At 68.2% G+C, this 17941-nt stretch carries 9 protein-coding genes; 3 read left to right on the forward strand and 6 right to left on the reverse strand.

Translation table 11 applies throughout. The annotated features are described in order from the left end of the window. The first annotated feature begins 26 nt into the window (after window positions 1-26). Entirely contained in the window at window positions 27-2306 is a 2280-nt protein-coding gene (locus tag PLE19_12140; GenBank protein ID HPD15696.1) for a PQQ-binding-like beta-propeller repeat protein, read from the forward strand. Continuing rightward, complete coding sequence (locus tag PLE19_12145) at window positions 2307-3497, forward strand: PQQ-binding-like beta-propeller repeat protein (protein HPD15697.1); 1191 nt, start codon at window positions 2307-2309, stop codon at window positions 3495-3497. A gap of 39 nt (window positions 3498-3536) precedes the next feature. Here the strand turns inward: PLE19_12145 and PLE19_12150 are convergent, their stop codons facing one another. Further along, the gene (locus PLE19_12150; protein HPD15698.1) at window positions 3537-5450 is read right to left on the reverse strand and encodes a hypothetical protein; all 1914 of its coding nucleotides are present in this window, start codon (window positions 5448-5450) and stop codon (window positions 3537-3539) included. Window positions 5451-5549: 99 nt separating this feature from the next. On the opposite strand from PLE19_12150, the gene PLE19_12155 reads away from it, so the two are divergent. Next, entirely contained in the window at window positions 5550-8795 is a 3246-nt protein-coding gene (locus PLE19_12155) for a hypothetical protein (GenBank protein ID HPD15699.1), read from the forward strand. A gap of 22 nt (window positions 8796-8817) precedes the next feature. On the opposite strand, the gene PLE19_12160 is transcribed toward PLE19_12155, so the two are convergent. Genes PLE19_12160 through PLE19_12180 form a run of 5 tightly spaced genes read right to left on the reverse strand, consistent with a single transcriptional unit; the run spans window position 8818 to window position 17466 of the window. Next, window positions 8818-9669: a M55 family metallopeptidase gene (locus PLE19_12160; protein HPD15700.1), complete on the reverse strand. Its 852-nt coding sequence runs from the start codon at window positions 9667-9669 to the stop codon at window positions 8818-8820. Window positions 9670-9725: 56 nt separating this feature from the next. Continuing rightward, window positions 9726-10118 carry a response regulator gene (locus PLE19_12165; protein HPD15701.1) on the reverse strand — a complete coding sequence of 131 codons (393 nt, stop codon included), beginning with the start codon at window positions 10116-10118 and terminating at the stop codon, window positions 9726-9728. A gap of 11 nt (window positions 10119-10129) precedes the next feature. Continuing rightward, window positions 10130-10597, reverse strand: coding sequence for a hypothetical protein (locus tag PLE19_12170; protein ID HPD15702.1), 468 nt, complete (start codon window positions 10595-10597; stop codon window positions 10130-10132). Continuing rightward, window positions 10594-13170: a hypothetical protein gene (locus PLE19_12175; protein ID HPD15703.1), complete on the reverse strand. Its 2577-nt coding sequence runs from the start codon at window positions 13168-13170 to the stop codon at window positions 10594-10596. The genes PLE19_12170 and PLE19_12175 overlap by 4 nt, the downstream gene beginning before the upstream one ends. Continuing rightward, window positions 13171-17466 carry a serine/threonine-protein kinase gene (locus PLE19_12180; GenBank protein ID HPD15704.1) on the reverse strand — a complete coding sequence of 1432 codons (4296 nt, stop codon included), beginning with the start codon at window positions 17464-17466 and terminating at the stop codon, window positions 13171-13173. Between the last annotated feature and the right edge of the window lie 475 nt (window positions 17467-17941).

Raw genomic sequence — 17941 nt, forward strand, 5'->3', positions numbered from 1 at the left:
TTCCTACCCAGGAGCGCTCGAGTCATATGAACAACAGGCGGGAATGGGCCGGCCGTGTGGCCGCCTCAGGCGTCCTCCTCGCTGTCTTCGCCCTCCACCACGGAGCGAGCGTCGGCCAAGCCGCCGCCACGCCGCTGGGTTCGCCGGACTTCCGGCCATCGCCGACACAGCCCGTGGGCTGGCGCGGCGACTGGATGGGGCGATTCCCTGGGGCCACTCCGCCGAGGACCTGGAGCCGCCGAATCAAGGGGAGCACGACCGAGCTCCGATACCAGGCCGACAAGCCGGCCGGCGAGCCGGGGGCCGCTGGCCGCCCGCTCGAGTACTTCACCATCAAGGATTGGCTCGTGGCCGGGCCGTTCGCGGCAGAAGACCCCGCCAGGAACATCGAGCTGGACTTCCTTGGCGGCGAAGACAAGGTGGAACCCTCGGCAGGCACCAAGGCGGGCGAGAGGACCTGGAAGCCGCTCCGCGTGGGCATCGAAACCCAGAGCCGCCACTACCACAACGAGGGCACCTGCGGCGATCTGAACGTGGACTTCGTCTACGTGTTCGGGAACCTGCCCGAGGCCGTGGCGGAGCAGAAGCCCGCGGCGCCGCTCGACAACAGGGTGGCCTATGCCCACACCTACATCCACTCGCCCGCAGCCGCCGACGTGATGCTGCGGGTAAACTACTCGGCCGCCGCCATCAAAGTGCTCCTGAACGGCCGCTCCGTGACGGTCAAGCGGGACCAGCCGACCAAGGTCGCGCTGGAGAGGGGCTGGAACCGCCTGCTGCTCAAGGTGGCGAGCGGCCAGGCCACAGGCCCCGTCGGCCAGAACTCCTGGGTCAGCTTCTGGCGGTGCGCGGCCTATGTCGAGCCCGTGCTGCCCGTCTCCTACGAGGCGAGGAACATCGCCTGGATGACTCCGATGACCGGGCGAAGCATGTCCCAGCCCATCGTCGTGGGCGACAGGGTGTACATCGGGTCGGCCATGACCGACCTCCTGTGCCTGGACAAGAGGACCGGCAAGATCCTCTGGTTACGCTCCAACACACCCTACGACGCGATGACCGATGCAGAGCGCGCGGCGGTCCCCGAGGTGAGGGAGAAGATCGAGCCGCTGGTGGCCCGGCTCAACGCACTCAATGACGATGCCGTGAAGGCCATCAACGCAGCCGTGTCCAGCATCGGCCTCTCGTCGGAGGAGCAGGCGCAGCTCGACAAGACTCTCAAAGCCAAGGCCGACGCCGAGCGGGCCATCCATGATGCTTTCGCCGCCGTGAACCGCAAGAGATTCCCGCAGATGTACAAGAACGAGGTCTCCTCCAGCAACGCCACGCCGCTCAGCGACGGCGAGCGCGTCTACTGGGCCTGCGGCGGCGGGATGAAGGGGCCTGGCTCCTACGTCATCGCCTGCTTCGACCTCGATGGCAAGCGGCTGTGGAGTTGGCATGATGGCGGCTCGCTCGGGGCCCAGGAGCACGGCACCCATTACTCGCCGAACCTGGTGGACGGCAAGCTCATCTACGCCGCCAATATGACTCTACTCGGCCTCGACGCGAGAACGGGCAGGGAGATGTGGCGGAACAGCCCCGACGACTGGCAGAACGGCGGCCACGGCAGTTCCTCACCCCTCGTCGTCAAGGTGGGCTCCGAGAACGCCATCCTCCATAACCGCTACATCCACCGCGTGTCCGACGGCACGGTCATCTGCCCAAGCCAACTGGACGTCTGGGGCGTCCTGACGCCGATCGTCGAGAACAACGTGATGTACAACCCCTGCCGCTGGCGCGGGTGGAAGGACCCCGCCGGCTTCATCGCCGTCAAGCCGCCGGCCAGCGCGGCCCCGGGGGCCAGGTGTGAGACCGTGCTGGAACTGGACGGCAGGGACGCGACTATGATGACGCGCCAGCCCGGCGCCGTCTTCATGGTTGCCTCGCCGCTCTACGTGGACGGCGTGGTCTACTCCGTCGAGATGGGCGGCGGGCTGGCCGCGGTGGACACGGCGGCAGGGAAGACGCTATTCCGCCAGTACCTGGACGGCTACAACCGCTATCACCGCTTCCTCTACGGGGTTGCGGCCAGCCCCACGCTGGCGGGCAAGCTCATCTACATCACCGACGACGCCGGCTACACCCACATCATCGAGCCCGGGCCGCAACTCAAGGAGGTGGGGCGCAACCTCATCGAGAACATCCACCTCTCCGGCCAGGGCGGCAACCCGTGCAGGCAGGAGTCCTTCTACACCTCGCCCTACTTCGAGGGCAAGGCCATGTACCTGCGAGGCGAAGAGTACCTCTACTGCATCCGCGAGGAATGAATGACGCGCGCGCGGACACTTCTATCGGCGCTCGTGGCTACGTGCTGCGCGCTGGAAGCGGCGGGCTGGCGCGGCGACGGCCGTGGGCAGTATCCTTCGGCCCACCCCGTCACCAGGTGGACGGACCGGGAGAACGTCCTCTGGAAGGCCGAGGTCGGCCGGGCGCAGTCTTCGCCCGTCGTGGTGGCGCAGCGCGTCCTCGTCACGGCCGAGCCTGACCTCCTCGTCTGCCTCGATGCCGGCACGGGTCGGGAGCTTTGGCGAAGGGCTCACAAGCTGGCCGACATCTCCGCGGAGGCGGCGGCCAAGGGCGCCCGCCACTCCAGCCAGTACGGCGACGCCACGCCTACCCCAGTGAGCGACGGCAAGTGGGTCTGGGTCTTCTTCAACACAGGCATCGTCGCCTGCCACGACCTAGAGGGTAAGACCCGCTGGGCGAACTGGTATGACCTTCGGCAGACCACGACCTACGGGCGGACCGCCTCGCCGGTGCTGGTCGGCGGCCGGTTGCTTGTTCACTTCGGCCCGCTCGTGTGCCTGGATGCAGCCACGGGAAAGATGCTGTGGAAGAACGACAACGCCAGGGCGACGTACGGCACACCCGCCGTCGCGCGCCTCGGGGACGTGGACGTGCTGGTCACGCCCAAGGGCCAGATTGTGCGCGTGGCCGATGGCCGGATTCTGGCTGCCGACCTGGGCAACTGCATGTACACCAGCCCAGTCGTGCAGGACCGCATCGTGTACTTTACTGATGGCAGCATGACGGCCGTGCAACTTCCCGAGAAGGCGGCGGAACAGGTCGAGTGCAAGGAGCTGTGGGCGGGCGACCTGACCGGCGAGTTCTTCGCCTCGCCGCTCATCCACAACGGGAGGCTTTACACGGCGGACAAGTCGGGGAAGTTCCACGTAATTGACGCCAGCAGCGGCAAGGTCATCCTGAGCAGGGAGTTGGAGTTCTCTCGGGCCTCGGGCGGCGAGGGGGCAAGTATCTACCCAAGCCCTTGCCTGGCGGGGAAGAGCCTCTTCATCAGCAACGACGCGGGGCAGACGATCGTCCTCGAGCCAGGCGATCAGGCCACAGCCGTCGGCGCAGGCTCGCTCTCGGAGGGTTCGGGCGCCACGCCGACCTTCAGCGGACAACGGATGTTCATCCGCGGCGGCCGGTTCCTCTACTGCCTGGCCGTCCCGTAAGCCTCACCCGAAGCGAGGAGCGCGGCGCCTCCTGGGGACTCACTTCGCGCGGCTCGAAGGCTTCTCGATGCGGATGAAGTCGTTCTCCACGTCGCCATCGCAGTCAATCGTGTAGTCGCCAGGCGACTTCATCTGAACGGCTCTCTCCATCGCCTGTTGCCCGATCCGGTAGCCGTGGGTGATCGTCACCGCGGGGTCGTGCGTCGCCGCTGGGATCGCGTGCAGGCAAGCGCGGATGACATTGACGCCGGGGCGGCCCGTGAACCGGGCATAGACGACGTCGGCCGGCTTCTCCAGCCGCACGTCGGTGTCGTAGTTGTAGCGCCAATGCTGCACCCAGGTCGGCACATCCGCCTTGTAGACTTCCGTGAAGTCCCTCGGCTCCCCCACAGCGTAGGCGATACGATTGTCGGTGTTCTTTGCCCCCTGCTCCTGATGGGTGTTGAAGGTGCCGCCGATGCTGAACCAGGCGATCCTCGTGCCAGGCGGCGCGGGCAGCCGCACCACCACGTCGCCGTGAATCCGGTCCAGCTTTCGCTCGGGGTCGTAGTCCTTGGGCATCTCGACCACGTGCCGCTTCAGGTCGCCAGGATCGGCGACATTGGGAAGGATGAGGACGGGTTCGGTGAGGCCGCCGTAGCGATCGCCGGCGTCGTAGCGGAGGCGATTCGTGCCTTTCTTGAGTCGGGGCAGCGAGATGGGCGCGACCTGGACCCACGTGTCAATGGCCAGCGAGCGAATCGTGGCTCCCCCCTCCCCCGCCGCGCGGAACCGGGCGAGGTAGCCATAGGTGCCCTTGACCCATCTGGTCAGGTCAATCGCCCTCTCGGCGCCCCCGTCCACATCGGCCCAGGTCAGCCCGTTGTCCAGCGAGAGGGCGACCCGAACATCGCCTTGCGCATCAAGGGTGATGACCGAAGCGTCCGAGTCGTCGTCCTCCTTCAGGATGTCGTGGACCTTCGGGGCGATGACGAAGGGGGTGAAGACGCGGAAGACGGCTTCCGCATCCTTGCCCGAGAGGCGCAGGCCGTTCGCAGTCGGCGTGGCGCCCCGCGACGAGTAGGCGCCATCGGCGAAGTCGCGGCTCGCGTCGGTGAGGTCGGGCGCGTAACGGAAGAGGCCCTCGCCGTGATTCCACTTGGTGAAGTCGCGGTGGTTGGGCTTCATGCCCACCGGCTCTTGAAGAATCAGGTCACGCACCCACTTCTCGCGGTTGTATTCGGGGCGATGGTTCCAGTGGCCGCCCTTCGGCTGCCACCACCGCGTGAGGCTCTCGCCGGGGCGCAGCGAGAAGTCGGCCGTGTGGCTGCCCTGGAACCAGCGGTATTGGAAGTCAACTCCACTCTTCGCGTAGATATCGGCGACCTTGGCGGCCTCCTTGGGTGTGCCGTGATGGGGGAAGAAGGGCTTGATGCGGCCGATGGAGTCGAGCCAGAGCTGCTTGTCGGTCTGCGCTTCCTTGAGACTGGCCACCATGCCGTCTGGCTTGATGAGGACGCCACGGACGTCCACATCGAAGTAATGCCAGGCGCCGCTGTAGAAAATCTCGGTAGCGCAGTGGGCCCAGCCCGAGAGCCCGAAACTCCTCCCTGTGGTGAAGCCGCAGCCGTAGTAGATGCCCTCCACAGTGGGCCCGAAGATGCCGCAGTAGCCGCAGTTGTAGACGTTGAGGAGCTTCAGCGGCTCGCGCATCGTGGCGTACTCGGCGAACGGGTCGGGGCCTTCGACCACCTCGTAGAAGTGGTACAGCCCCGTCTCGTAGTCGCACAGGTACTGCCAGATGGCGATGGCGAGGTCGTTGTCCTGCTTGTCGCGCCAGGCGTGGAAGTTGCGGAAGCGGGCCAGGTCGGTCGTATCGGCATTGTGTTCGCTGGTAACACGAGGACAGTGGGCAGGGCCCCCACCGGCGGCGCACGCCCAGGCAAGCGCAATGATGAGCACCATTCGGCGCATGGCGTCTCCTCTCGGCGACTGCGGGGTTGAAAACCGCTGCGAACCGCCTATAGTATGCGCATGTCGAGCGTTCGTTCCAGTGGCACAGGAGATCTCGGGATGTTGGCCCTGGCGCGATGGGCGGTGGCGGCGACGGCACTCGTTCTGGCGGCGAGCGCCCCGACGGCACGGGCAGCAACGGTGGACCTGACGCGCCCGTTCGAGGCAGACAAGGAAACCCTCTGCCTCTTTCACCTCGACGACGTGGCCAGCGGCGAGGTGAAGGATGCCGTGGCCGATGGAAGGTCCGGCAGGGTGAAGAGTCCGGCCGCGGCGGCGGGCAAGTTCGGCGGGGCGCTGGACTGCGATGGGGAGAAAGGCTGGGCGGACGTGACCGACCTCGCCGAATCGAAGGGGCTGAAGGCGCTCACCGTGGAGTGCTGGGTGAAGCTGCGCGGCCGAGCCGTCGGCGACGTGGTGTGCCGCGGCAGCCAGTACATGATCCGTCTCTCGACGTCGGTGATCGCTTCCTTCTGGATTGACGGGACGTGGCGATACGTGAGGGGGAACCGAGCCGTGCCTGTGGACCGCTGGACCCATCTGGCGATCACATGGGACCAAGGGACGAGGAAGGTGGGCATCTGTGTGGATGGGCGGCTGGACGTGGAGCAGGTCCCCGAGGGCATCACTGACGGGGCACTCGGCGGCGGACTGGGCACGCTGCGGTTGGGCGGTCACACCTGGGAGTCCCCTGCCCCCAACCTCAACGGCCTGCTCGATGAGGTGCGCGTCTCGTCCGTGGTGCGCGAGTACCAGCCGCTGCCAGGGTCCGAACCGATCGCGGCCGCCCCACCGTCGCGGCGCGCCGAGGAGCCGAGCCCATCGGAGTTCGTCTTCCCCTGGGGAGTAAGCAAGGACTCTACGGACGCGCCGAAGTCCCACACCCAGCGAATCACCGAAGGCGTGCAACGATACAAGGTGACTCAAGGCGGCACGATGGACGGACGAGGCTGCCGCACACCCATGGGCGTGGGGATGAATGGCGAAGGGGCGTTCTTCCAAACCTGGGAGTCGAACCGCTCGGTGCGGATGGAAAACGTGGGCGACACCGACGTGGTGAACCCCTGGGTATCGAACGGGCGGAACAACTTCCGAAACGTCGCGGAGATCGTGCAATCGGCCGTCATCCCCGGCATGACCGACGCGGAGAAGGCCCAGGCGATCTGGTTCCAGCAGATTCGCCACCGTCACCACTCGTCGGGCGAGAACAACGAACTGTGCGACGTGGTAAAGGTCTTCAACGTCTACGGCTTCAACACCTGCGGCAACGATTCCATCTGCCTGGCGACCTTGTGGAAGCAGGCTGGGCTCAAGGTGGCGCCAGCCCGGGCCCTCGGCCACTGCATCTCGCAGGCCTTCTACGACGGGGCATGGCATTTCCTGGACGGCGACCTGCACTCTATCTACCTGCTGCGCGACAATGAGACCGTGGCCAGCGACGTGCAAATCGCCCGAGACCACGACCTCGTCAAGCGCACCCACTCCAACGGCATCCTGCTCGTGGACACGCCGTGGGACGGCCAGGGGACCGCGGCCCTCTACTTCACCGAGAGCGAGATCACAGGCGACCGCTCGGGCAGGGCCGACACCACAATGAACATGGTCCTCCGCCCCGGCGAGGCCCTTGTATGGCGCTGGGGGCAGTGGAAGCCCCTGAAGTACCAGGGCGCGCTCTACACGACGCCCTCTTACCCCCACACAATCTACAACGGCCTGTGGGAGTACCGTCCGGACCTGACGAAGCCGGCCTGGCGCCGGGGCGCCACGACGGTTGAAAGCATCACGGCGGGCCCCGACGGCCTGGCAGCCGAGGACGGAAAGGCCGGGTCGATCGTATGGACACTGCGGAGCCCGTATCCATTCGTGGGCGGGCGACTCGAAGCCGACGGCGATGGCGCGCGCTTCTCCGTCTGCCGGGACGGCAAGTCCTGGCAGCAGGCGGCAGTGGGCAGCCTGGACCGGTTCTTCCCCGCCACGGGCCAGCCGAGCTACAGCTACCAGGTGAGGTGCGAGCTGGCTGGTAAAGCGTCGCTGAAGAAGATCGCCATCCTCAATGACGTGCAGATGGCGCCGATGGCCATGCCCGAGATGGCGGTGGGCGAGAACAGCTTCACCTACACCGATGAGACCAAAGGCCCACGCGAGGTCCGCATCACCCACGAGTGGGTTGAACGCTCCGCCACCCGGCCCCCCGCCGCACCCGAGGCGGTCTATCCGCCCGATGGCGGCGAGTCGGATGGAACGGACATCGTGTTCAGATGGACCGCCCCACCCGACCCCGACGGGGATGCGATGAGCGACTACCAGTTCGAGCTATCGCGGCGGGCCGATGTGCGGTTTCCTCTCTCAATGAGCTTCTACAAGCTCGCCTCGCGCACGCTGGACGCGAAGCGGGAGTGGACGGGACGCGGGTTCAAGTTCTCCGATGTGAAGCCGCAGTACACTCTGAGCGAGCCGGGCCTCCTGACGCCCGATACAAAGTACTACTGGCGTGTGCGCGCGATGGATGCCAAGGGGCTCTGGGGGCCGTGGAGCAAGACGTTCGCTTTCACTGCGCGCGGAGCGGCATATCCCCTCGACGTGAAGCTGGATTGGGACGAGGCGAAGGGGGTTGGAACGCTGACGTGGCAGGCGAATCCGGTGGGCCGCAGGCCCGCGAAGTATCGAGTGTACGGCAGCGACGAGAGGGGCTTCACCGTGATGGACAAGCCCCGCCAGCTCAGCCTGGGGGTCTCGGCCAAGACCGACATGGCGGCCTGGAATCCGTGGGCGCCCCCCAACTTCATCGCCGAGACCCCTGAGACCAGGCTCGTGGTGATGGGACCAGACGCCCCTGCCGCCGGCAACAAGACCTATTACCGCGTGGTGGCCGTGGACGAGGCGGGCAAGCGCAGCGGGCCGTCCGACTATGCCGTGGCACCGAGGCCCATCATCTACTCCAGGCCCGTTGTGGCAGCGAAGGTGGGCGAACCGTACAAGTACCAGGTGTCTGCCAACCGCTCGCTAGGCGACCTCACGGCGCGGATGCAGGGCGAGAACCAGGTGAGCGGTTACTTCGACATCGAGAAGCCGAAGTTCGCGCTCGCCCAGGGGCCGGCATGGCTCAAGATTGATGCGGCCACGGGCCTCCTCTCCGGCATCCCGGATGCGCCGGGCAAAGCCGAGGTGGTGGTCACGGCCACCATTGACCGACAGGTGCGGCAGCTCGACGAGAAGGCGCTGGTGTGGGGCAGAGAGAAGGTGCTCTCCACCGCCACGACACGGGTAGGGGTCGCTACTCAGAAGTTCGCCCTCGAGGCCCGGTAGGAGAGGCGAGAGCCCGCGCCTCTCAGGGCTGGAGGTCGAGGCCCGCGTTAGCGATCCATTTGACCACATCGCAGTGACGCTCGACGTCGGCCTCGACGGTCAGTTCGTCCACACGCCGCACGCCAGGCCGTGCGGCGGCCGCCTCGGCCTTCTCATCCGTGGCCATTCGGATGGCGACCTTCATGGGCAGCGATGGGCGGAACGGCTGGCACTCGCCCGCGCGCAGGCGGGCAACAGCCTGCGCCACCTTCTCGGCCGTGAGCCGGCGAGCGGTTGCCGCGTCGGGTCCTTCACAGGAGTCCCTGCCAGTGGCGCGCTTGACGCAGGCGGTGACAATGCCCGGAAACATGCCCTCCGCCTCGCGGCACGCGGCCGCATCGCCTTGGGCGAAGGCCACAGGGATTCCCCAGTGCCCCGCAAAGCAGGCCTCGATCCCCATCTCGCCGACGCTCTGTCCGTTGATCCTGAAGTCCTCCCAATCCAGCGACCATGTGTGAGGGAGGAAGGCGCCGGGCGTGCCGGCCATGGCGTGATGACCCGGCAGCAGAAAGCCATCTACGCTCTCATCGAGTCCGGGCATCCAGCGCAGCCGGCCGTTCTGGATTCCGCGGCTCTTCTCGAGGTAGGTCACGCGGGGGTCGGAGAGCATGTCGGCAAGGCGGATGTTGCCGCCGCCGTGGTGGGTGTCGCACACGATGACCTGGTCCACGCCCGCGGCGAGAGCGGCGGCGACGGCCGAATTGATATCCGCCATCAGAAGCCGCCGCCCCTCTTCCCCGGCCTCCGCCCGGGCGCCAGGCTCCCAGAACCAGACCTGCTCCCGCGTGCAGATGCCGCTGACGCCTTCCATATCCCAGTGCATGAACACCTTCATCGGCCCGCTCCGAATCCCTTCCCGAGCGGCTCTTGGATATCCTGGTCTGGCCGACCCTAGCTGAGAACCTTCGCCACCGTCTGCCGCAGGACATCGGGGTCCACGGGCTTGTCAATGAAAGCCTCGGGCTCGCTGTCGTAGTAGCCGCCGATCTCCTTGGCGGTGAAGCCAACGCCTGTCCGCTGCTTGATCCCGGTGAGCATGACGACGCGGATGTCCTTCGTCGCATCGTCGTGGCGCAGTTCGTCGAAGACCTCAAAACCCGTCTTCCGCGGCATCTGGACGTCCAGGATCGCGAGATCGGGGTGCTCGGCCCGGGCTCGCGCCAGGGCGTCTTCGCCATTGGCGGCGGTGAGGAACACGTAGCCGTCGTCTTCCAGGGCCGCCTGGATGAAAGTCCGCAGATCGGCTTCGTCGTCGGCGATCAGCACCTTCTTCGGGCCAGGCATCGTATCTCCTTTCACTCCTTGCTCTTCCCCGGGGCGGGAGCTTGCGAGGCGGGCGCGGAGGGGCTGGCGCCCGCGGCTCGGTAGACAGGATCGCCGGGTTGCACGTTGGGGACAGAGGCCGCCTCCGTGGATTGTGGAGGCGCGGCGTCCTCGAGAACGCAACCGATCCAGTGACGGGTCCCCCTGGGAGCGCGAAGCCGGATACGCCCGGCGGGCAGCCAATCGCCCCAGGCCTCCAGAAGCTTGCCTTGGGCCGCCAGGGTCACCAGCAGGCGCGAGCGACCGACGAGAAGTTCCTCATTGGGCTGCAACGTGACGCCCTGTGCGACGGCAATGGCCACCCGGTTCCCCAGGCGCCAGCTCACGGTTCCTACGGGGGCAGCGCCCTTGGGGCCGGCAGGCAGGGGCTCGGCCCCCTTCGTCGCAAAAGGCACGGCAAGCCCGAACACCAGGGGCATGGCCAGCAGGCTCCGTGTCATTGTTCGCTTCTCCCGTACGAGCGCACCGCCTCGCCTGCCGTGTCGGCGATGTGGATGAGTTGCCCGGGGCCAATCGTCATGTCCGCTGCACCGTCGGTGACGGGGAGCTTGTCAAGGAGCAGAGAGGAGGAGAGCTCGGGTGCGGCGTGCTGTTGGAGTTTCTCGGCGATTGCGGGCAAGTCGAATGCTCGCACCTGTGCGCCGCCGCGGTCGAGAACATAGAGCATGCCGGGGCGGTCGGGAAAAGCACTGTCGAGGGTCACGGGCGAAGACAGTCTGGCGGCGGGAGCCTGCTGAGGGTCGGGCACCACGCCCAGCTTGGCCGCCGTGGGCTTGCCGCCGCCCGCGGTGCGAAGCTGCCAGACGTGGATGCTCGAGGCGTCCTTTCCCGACGGCAGCACGCACAGGAACGGTTGACGGCCGCCCTGGGCGTCATGGGTCTCGGCAGCCAGGGCGATGGCGGCGGGACGCCGCAGCCCGGTATCCACCGTCGTGATGAAGCGCGGCGGCTTCTCGTTGGCGAACAGGAGCACCTTGCCTGCCCGGTCCAGGATGGCGACGAAATGAGGCGACGTCGCGATGTCCACGGCCTCATGCTCAGGGATTTGGGAGCCGGGGAATCCCAGAGCGCTCAACTCAAGGTAGGCCGATGGGTTGAGGACGTTGAGGCGGAAGGCCGACTCGCGGCCTGCCTTGTTGCCCACCACGTAGACGTGGTCGGGCGACGAGCGGTCGGCCCGCACTCGCACAATGGACCGGATCGCATCAATCACTCCGAGATCGCGCGCGATCCAGCCGTCAGGGCCGAGTGCAACCAGGCGCTGATTGCGCTGCGATAGGAGGAGGTATCGGCGGCCGTTGGGCGCCGCCGCGATCAAACGCGGCGGCTGCTCCGGCAGCGGCAGCATGCGCCGGAACTCCCCCGTCGGCGAGAGCTGCGCGATCATCGGCACGGTGCCGTCCGCGCTCGTTGCCTGACCACCGAGCAACAGGTCGCCATCGGGCAGCGGCGCGGCGCTCTGGACGGCGAAGCGGACGTCGGCTAGCTCGCGCGGGGGCCTGCGCACGAGCGGCTCCCAGCGCGGGGGCCGGGGCTCGAAGTTCCACTTGTCTGTGACCGCGCCTGACTTGAAGACGAGTTGAACGGGCAGTTCCTCGGCGTGGTCGGCGTCGGGCCGCGCGACGAGGCTCACTGGGGGGCCAAAGCGGTCCACTGCGCTTCCTGCCGGCATGGCCACCGCCACGGGCTGGTAACCCGTGCCCTGCAATGCGCGCCACTGGCGCACGACGCGGTCCCGCGAATCGTACACAAACACATCGTTGCTCAAAGCATCGAGCGCGAAGAGCGCCAGCCACGGGGCATCGCCCTTGGGGCCCAGCAGCGCCTGCTGCCAGGATGCGGCCCCCTGGGGCAGGACATGCAGCGCGGGCGCCTCGCCAGCGTCGAGTGCGTGGAGGTCGCCCAGGTCACCCGCCTGGAGCCCCACCAGCCGCTTGGGGGGCGGCATCTTGGCCACAGCTTGCGGCTGGGTGGCTCCGGGCGAACAGGCGAGCACCTGATCGCCCTGGGCGACGAAGGCCACATCGCCCCACGCGGCCAGCCCCGTGGCGGGAGCGCTGCCCAACGGCACGAAGCGCGGGCCTCGCGAGCTCCATTCCATCAGCCGCTTCGCGGGCGTGTCCGCCACGAACAGTACCCCTGATGACCCCGCCGCGAGAAGACTGGCCTCGGAGAGCACAGGGCCGGTACGCCCCCCGTCGGTCGCCTGGGCGCGTATGGGGATCCACTGGACCTCGCGGTAGGCCCCCTTGGGTTCCTGGACGCTGATGGTGATCGCCACTTCGGCGGTCAGAACGCGGCAGGGGGCAGTGACTCGGAGGCGGATGTTTGCCTTGGCGGTCTCACCGGGTTCAGCGGGCGCGCGCCACCGGATGGCTCGCGGGCTTTGGAGCGTCTTGCCCCCTGAAGCGCCGCCGGCGTACACGAACTCGCCGGCGTCGGCCGTCCACTCACAGCGCGGGGCCTCACCCGTCGGGATGAAGATATCGGCAATGATCCAAGCCACCTCGCCCGGCGCCAGCACAGGCTCTCCCGTTGGGGCGACGGCAGCCTGCGGGGCGCGCGGAGACAGGACACGAAGCGACAGGACTACGGGCGTGGCCGCATCGGGCGCCAGGCGGCCCAGCTCAACCCGGTCGCCGGTGCGCACGGCGGCCTGGGGGTCCTCCCACAGGAGCGTGGCGATGGGGAGGCCGCTGCGGTCGAGCGCGGGCAGCACCTCGGCGGCGCCGTTGGCCCGCCACTCCTCGGCCAGAGGCGCCTGCGATTGAGGGGCGTAGACCGTGCGCACCAGCCGGCGGCACACGAGGCGCTGGCCCTGAAGCCGGGTGGGGATATTGACTGCGTCGGGGTCAATGCGCAGGATGAGCTCGCGCTGGTTGCGCGACACCACGATGCCGAAGCCCGGCGCGAGGCGGCCGCCGGGCGCCTGCCCGCCGAGGGCGGGCCACGCGGCGCAGCCGATCGCCGCCGCGAGGATAGAGAGCCATGCGTGCAGGCGCAGTTCACGCACTCACCTGGCCTCCCAGCCTGCGATCACCCAGTTCCTCCCCTTCCGCTGGTCGGGGGGCACAAGGCGGAGCGTCCACACGATCGCCTGCTCCAGCGTCACCGGCACCGTGGCGCCTTCGGGCAAGCGGTAACGGAACCTGAGAACTCGTTTGCTCCTGAGGAGCGCCTGGTGCTTCTCCGGCACCAGCTCTCCGAGCACGGGCGGCTCCGGCTGCTCCACCTCGATGCCCTCAGCCTGATCGAGGAAGGCTTTCAGTCGTTCGAGGTCCTCCGCCGGCACGGCTGCGCGGTCCACGAAGTCCTCCCACCCTCCTCGGGCAAAGGCCTGGCTGAACGCCTGGGTGCAGGCGGTGGTCTCTGTGAGCAGCTTCGCTCGGAGTTCGCCCAGGGCCTTCTCCGCCACGCTGCGCACGACGGCATGGAGTTCATTCTGCTCCAAGAGCCGTTCGAGGCTGCCCACAGCGCGGAGGGGCTCCTTCTCGCAGAGCTTCTGGGCTTCCTGGAGGGGAGCGATCTGCTTGGCGATGGCATCGGCATCGCGGTAGGGAGCAGCCTGGAAGAACTCCCCTAGTGCCGCCGCCAGGTTCTGCGCGCCTCCGGCGAGAGCAGCGTGGCCCTCGCAATAGTGGAGCGGGCGGCTGGTTTCCTCATAGGCCGCGGCGACGGCGGGGTCGTCCTTGAAGCGCACCACCTGCTCGTGCGAGCGGATTGCCTTGAAGATGGCGCCGGCCGCGGGGTAGTCCTGGTCCGCCATTGCCTTGATGGCCATTTTGACCCAGGCATCCATGGCCTGACGGGTGAGCGAGGCTTCGGCCATCCGGCCGAGAGCCACGCCCCCGGCCCTCAACTCGTCGAGTGCGGCTCTAGGGTCGGGCTTGGCCAGGGCCTTGCCAACGCGCTCCTGAAGCTCGGCCACGTTGGTTTGGGCCGGCAGCGCGGCCAGGTCGCGCTCGATGCTGGTGAGACGCTCGGGATGGTCGTCCGTGCTCACGCCTCGTTTTGCGCTCTCCGCCACGCGGCTCCTGAGCTCGCGCAGCGCCTCGAGGCTCTTCGCCACGGCCTCCCGGGTGGCCGTGGCAGGGTTGGGCTTCACGCCGTCGGGGGCGTGGATGACCAGCTTGGCGGCCTCGGTCTCCGCGCGGCGCACCTCTTGCTCGAGTCCGAGGCGGGCCCGACAGTGGTCGAGCAGCGAGCGCATCTGGCTGTAGAGGCCCTCGCACTGGTTCTCCTGGCCCTCGAAGCGCGCGGGAAGGGAGCCGGCGGCCACGCTCGACGGAATGTCCAGGGCGAGCAGAGGCTGGGCGGCGAGCCGTTGCTCCCACACCTTCTTCCACCGGTCGGCCGGGGCGCCGGCGGGCACACGCGAGTCGTCGAAGGCCTGGACGAGCTTGAGAAGCTCCCCCGCCTTGGCGGTCACGGGCTCGGGCAGGAGGCGCTTGAGAGGTGATTCCGCCCCTTGGGCCTCCTTGCCCGCCTCGAGCTGGAAGTTGCCCAGGAGGTGGCTGGCGTCGCTGTACTTGCCCCTTTCGGCGGCCTGGGCGGCGTTGGCAAGCAGCCAGGCAGCGGCGGCGTTGGGCAGCGTGTAGCCGGCGACAGGGCCGCCCACCCGCAGATGCAGGAAGGGCTCAAGCGCGGCCCGGCGGCACGGATGGTCGGGCTGGCGGCTGGCTTCCTTGGCGAGAGGCTCGAAGGCGTTGAGCGCGGCGAACAGCGTGGCGGTCTGGCCGCCGAACGGGGCCTGGGCACCGAAGTTCTCGCGAAGGGACGCGGCGAGTGCGGTGCGTGCGCTCGTGACGACGGTGAGCATGTCCCGCAGGATGCGGGCGTGCGCTGCCACGTCGCTTGCGCAACCGGGCAGTTCGTCGAGTCCGCGCCCGAGGAGCTTGCGCACCTCAACGAAGTGCTGGTCTTCATTCTCGGGGCCGCGCGGCCCGGCGCAAAACAGCCACATGGCCTGCCGTGCGCTGGCGGTGCTCAAGAGGGCCGCGGCCGCCGCCTTGGCCGCGTCGGGCACATGCGCTGCCTTGAGGACTGCGTTGGCGTATTCTTCGGCCTCCGAGAAGAGCTGCCGGGCTTCGCCGGCGCGGTCGAGGGTGGGCGGCAGGGCTTGGGCCTTGGCCTCCTGGGCGGCGGCCAGTTTGTGGCAGAGTTGTGCCGCGGCGGCAAGCCGGGTCTGATGCGCCTCGCGCCAGAGCCGTTCCAGGGTGCCGAGGCAAGCGATGTCGTCGGCGCCCAGGCAGGCCTTCGCCCACGGCGAGGCATCGAACCGGGTGGCGGTGCCCGACAGATCGTCGAGCAGCCGCACTACGGCGGTGCGGTACAGCGGCTCCTGGTCCGCCGTCGGGGCGTGTTTCGCCAGGGCATCGAGCCGGCCGAGGTACTGCTGGAGCAGGGCAATCGGGGGCGGAGCGTCGTTGCCGAAGCCCTGGAGGAGCGGCTCGAGGCTGGCCGCTTCGCCGGCGCCGTTCTTGATCTTCTTCCACGCGCTGCACCCCGGGCTGAAGGCCAGGCTCTCGAGCACGGCGGCGCTGGCCGCCTTGTACCGCTCGAGCATGTACTGCACAGAGGCGCGCGACGTGGCAACAGGCTCGAGCACCTCGACGAGCCTGGCGGCTTGTGCCGCGAGGTTGCGTGCCTGGCCGCTGGCCACGCTGAGGGTGTGACGGAACAGGAAGTCCTTGGGCAGTTCGCCCGGGACGATGCCGTCAATGCGCTCGAGGGCCATGTCGGCGTTGCGGAGGGTACGCTCGGCCTCGTCGCACTTGCCGTCGCCGACGGCTATGGCCGCGGCCGACAGGTGGGTGAGCAGATCGCGATAGCCGGCCAACTGCGCGCGGGCGGCTTGGGGGTCGGGTGCCGCGTCCACTCGCTCACCCAGGCGGTCGAGGATTCGACGGGCTTCTTCCAGCGAGCGGGCAGCCGCGAGGTCCTTGGCCGAGAGGAATTGTGCGGCCGCCGTCGGCGGGGCCGCTGTAGTGGGCGGCAGTGCCGTGCCTGGCCCGACGGGGGGGGTGCCGGCGCCCTTTCGAGGGAGCGCGGCGATGATCCCGGCGGCCAGGAGCGCGGCGCCGACCAGCCCGAGGCTCAGCCACAATAGGGGCCTGCGTCGCCGCGTCGGGGCGGCCTCCGTTACAGGCTCGAGAACGGCCGCAGTCGCGTCGTCGGCGGCCGGGGCGGCCTCGGCAGAGATGGTCCGCTCGGTCACGGGCTCGAGCGATGCGGGGATGGTGCGCTCCGTCACGGGCGCCAGGGCGGCGGGGATGGTGCGTTCGGTCACCTGGTCGCTGGAGGCGGCCGTGGCGCGGATGGGAGTGCGGCGGCCGTGCCGCGTAGTGCCGCGGTGAGTCCGCTCGATCTGCTCGGTGCGCTCCACCATGCCGCTATCGGTGCCTGGCGCCGCGTCGGCGGCGGGCGCGGAACGCCTGCGAGGCACCACAACCGTGTGCGCCGTGCCCTGGGTGGCCCCCAGGTGCTCGTGGAGTTCGGCCGCGTCGCGGAAGCGCTTCGTGGGGTCCTTCTCGAGGCAGCGCATCACGGTCATGGATTCCACGAGCGGCACGTCGGGGTTGACCTTGTGCGGAGCGGGCGGAATCTCGCTGCGGTGCTTGTCGCGGATGACGAAGGCGGTGGGGCCGGTGAATGGGAGCACGCCTGTGAGGAGTTGGTAGTAGAGGACGCCGATGGAGTAGACGTCGCTCTCCTTGGCCGCCTCGCCTTCGAACTGCTCGGGGGCCATGTACTGCACGGTGCCCATGACCATGCCGGAGGACATGGTGACGCGCTGGTTGAGCGAGAGGACGCGGGCGATGCCGAAGTCAGTCAGCTTGATGTGTGATTGCAGGATCGGGTCGTCGGGCTGTGCGATGGCCACCAGCACGTTGCTCGGCTTGATGTCGCGGTGGATGAGGTCGAACTGCCGGTGGGCGTGGCCGATCGTGTCGGCGACCACCTCGATGATCGTGCGCTTCTCGTTGAACGTGAGGTTCTTCCGCACCCGCATCAGCCGGTCGAGGTCCGTGCCCTCGACATACTCCATGAAGTAGAGCATGTGCTCTTCGTCGAAGCCGAACACCTGGACGACGTTGGGGTGGCGGAACCTGGCGACGAGCCGTGCCTCGCGCAGGAAGCGCGCGGCGAACTCGGGGTCGCTGCGCAGATCGGGGCGCAGCACCTTCGCCACGTAGATGGCGTCGAGCTTCACGTGGCGCACGCGCCAGAGCTGCCCCATGCCCCCTACGGCCAGGAGATCGAGAAACTCGAAGTCTCCGACCCGTTCGGCGGGCTTGGCCTCTGGCATGGGTGGCGCCTCCGTGGATTCCCCGGCTCTTCATCCTTATACCGACTCCCGGCTCTTGCGTCAAGCGCGATTCACGGAGGGGTGCGACCCGGAATAGCAGGTGGCCCTGCTCCTGGGCAGCGGGTTCCATGTGGCACAGCCGTCCTCGGCTGTGCTTGTGGGCGGGACGTCCCCGTCCCGCGGTCCGCGGCGTGGGGACACGCCGCCCACGATGTCCCCCACAGATGAGAGCGCTGGTGCCGTACGGTCGCCTACTTTCCCGGTTCGCGCCCTTACGGGAGGGGTGTGGGCAGGACGTGTCGGTGGACCGTGGCCCCCCAGGGCACGCCCGAGGGCCGCCCCAGTGACAGCGGTTGGGGCGCTCCTCATTCCGGGACAGGCGGAAGCAATGCGAGTGGGCAGGAACGGAGGCGGATCGCCCGCGGCCATACTTGCTCAACCGAGAGGGGGAGAGAATTGAGCAAGTATGGGCGGA

It is taken from the genome of Planctomycetota bacterium, from assembly GCA_035384565.1.
GTDB lineage: Bacteria > Planctomycetota > PUPC01 > DSUN01 > DSUN01 > DAOOIT01.